The sequence below is a fragment of the Noviherbaspirillum sp. ST9 genome (assembly GCF_048799745.1).
In the GTDB taxonomy this organism is placed as follows: Bacteria; Pseudomonadota; Gammaproteobacteria; order Burkholderiales; family Burkholderiaceae_D; genus Noviherbaspirillum.
Genome location: NZ_JBLWFR010000059.1, coordinates 1 through 792, shown reverse-complemented (window position 1 = coordinate 792; position 792 = coordinate 1). Strand labels below are relative to the sequence as shown.

Below are 792 nucleotides of genomic sequence, written 5' to 3'. Positions count from 1 at the left end.
ACTAACTTTTGGATTAAACGTCTCGCTGTAAGGCAGGGACATATACTATTGAAATCAACGATATATGAGAGCCTGTAAAACACTTTTAGCCGTATTATTTATTCATGCAGGGATTAGTTCTTCCCCTTCATATGCGATATCAGCAAAAATCCTCGAAACCGATATTTGCGTATACGGGGGGACTTCGGCAGGAGTTATCGCTGCCTACACTGCTAAGAAAATGGGAAAGAAGGTCCTTTTAATAGAACCCGGGAGGCATTTAGGTGGCATGTCGTCGGGCGGGCTAGGCTACACCGATATTGGGAATAAGTTTGTAGTAACAGGTTTGGCAAAGGATTTTTACAGGCGCATCGGATCGTATTATGGAAAGTTTGAACAGTGGATATTTGAACCGAAAGTAGCGGAAAGCATTTTCAATGATTATGTAAAGGCCGCGAACCTGGAGGTTTTGTTTGATAACCAGTTGATAAAGGTGAAGAAGAAAGGAAACCGGATAAATGAGATAACGCTTGAACACTCCAAAGAGCCTGAAGCTACAATAGTGCGGGCAAAAGTGTTCATCGACTGTACTTACGAAGGCGACCTGATGGCTAGCGCCGGTGTGTCGTATATCGTCGGCCGTGAATCAAACAGCCAGTATCACGAAACTATCAATGGCGTTCAGCTGATGGAGGGTCATCAGCTTCCTGACAGCATTAGCCCATATGTGATCCCCGGAAACCCCGGAAGCGGATTACTGTGGGGGATAAGCAAGCAGAAGCTGAACGCGAATGGGACTGGAGATAAAAAAGT

1 protein-coding gene is annotated in these 792 nt (G+C 45.1%); it reads left to right on the top strand.

What is annotated here, in order from left to right; all coding sequences use genetic code 11:
• Positions 1 to 64 precede the first annotated feature (64 nt).
• On the top strand, positions 65 to 792 hold a 728-nt coding region (locus ACNOHI_RS24720), incomplete at its 3' end, for an FAD-dependent oxidoreductase (protein WP_420477383.1).